The 1,391-nt window shown below is 37.0% G+C and carries 1 pseudogene; it reads left to right on the forward strand.

What is annotated here, in order from left to right:
- Positions 1 to 418: 418 nt before the first annotated feature.
- Positions 419 to 1,391 (forward strand): annotated as a pseudogene (locus HT724_RS09810) (hypothetical protein); the annotation flags it as partial.

The raw sequence follows: 1,391 nt of genomic DNA on the forward strand, positions 1-1,391 counted from the left end.
ACTTACTTACTTACTTACTCATGGTAGCTGATTTTATCAATGATTGCAAGCTCTATATCTTAAAATGTCAGAATTATTAATTTTTTATTACATGCTTGTTTTTGCCATCATGAGAAGGGAGCGTTTGATTTTTTATAGCATAATAAAGTAGTAACTGAATAAAATTAGTTGAGAAATTCAAACTAATTTTTAACAATATTTTAGAAAACAAGGTCTACTATTCTAGCTTCAGTTTGCTGTATCATTCTTATTATGATTCTATCTCTGTTAAATCAAAGTTAAAATCTCCTATTTAGGTAGAGGAAGCTATCCTCTATCGGACAAAATCCATCATCTCCTCCAAGAACTGAAGACCAGCACTGAAAATCCAGAACAAGTCCAAAAACTCAAGGAAGCCTACGATAAACTCAACGAAGCATTGGGGCAATCAGAAAATGGGCTTGTCAATCAGGAGGTCTTTAATGCTGCACTTGAGGAGTATAAAAAGGCTGCTCATCTAAAGAAAGATGCAGAGGAAACTGGAGGAACCAGGAATCGTAGAAGTGTTTCCGGTCTTGTTTATGGGTTTGCTACAGGAAGTACCGGGAACGAAAAAAGATCTAGGGATGATTCAGGAAGAGAAAGAGACACTCGTAATTTATATAACGGTCAAAACTTAAACGAGATACCTTTAAAATATATTGCTACTGTAGAAACTGGAACTATTAGAAATATTTCTTTATCAGGGTTCCCAACGGTGGGTAAGGACGGTAAAACTTGGGCTACAATCAAAACAAGAATTGATAGTAATGGAAAACGAGCTGTTTTAACTATTACCGGTCAGTCTCCTAAAAATCTCTATGGGCTATACAATACAACCTTAACAGTAACTGAAGGAAGCGGTCACGTGTCTAGTAAGATTCAAGAGGTTCTGTATCAACTACCAAAACCAGAATTTGATGAATCTCCACTAAATCCAGGAAAGACTGCTCAACAAGATGTAGAGGGAAAAGCAGGAGAAAAACCTATAGTTAAGGGGAAAATTCCTACTCCACCAAATGGATTCTCTAGTTCTAATATTCCGCAAGGCTCTCAATTGAAAATGTATTTGGTTCAAGGTGGACATAATGAAAATTTTGGTGGAATTGAAACCTCAGCAGAAGGTTATGACATCGTTGCATGGGGGCTAGTAGGAGCAGATGGAACATCAGTATTATATCCGACTCAGTATAAAAAGCAATCCATAGGCGATAAACCGCTACGTCTTATCGTGGCTTATGTTCAACAAGGAACAGATCGAGTACTAAATAAGGACTTAGTTTCGCCTCTGTCTAGGGATTCCATTACACCGACATATCCGCTGGATAGGGATGGGGCTAAATCAACAAATAAATGGCTCTATAATATTTGTA

The organism is Streptococcus sp. k-402, assembly GCF_013277515.1.
Lineage (GTDB): Bacteria > Bacillota > Bacilli > Lactobacillales > Streptococcaceae > Streptococcus.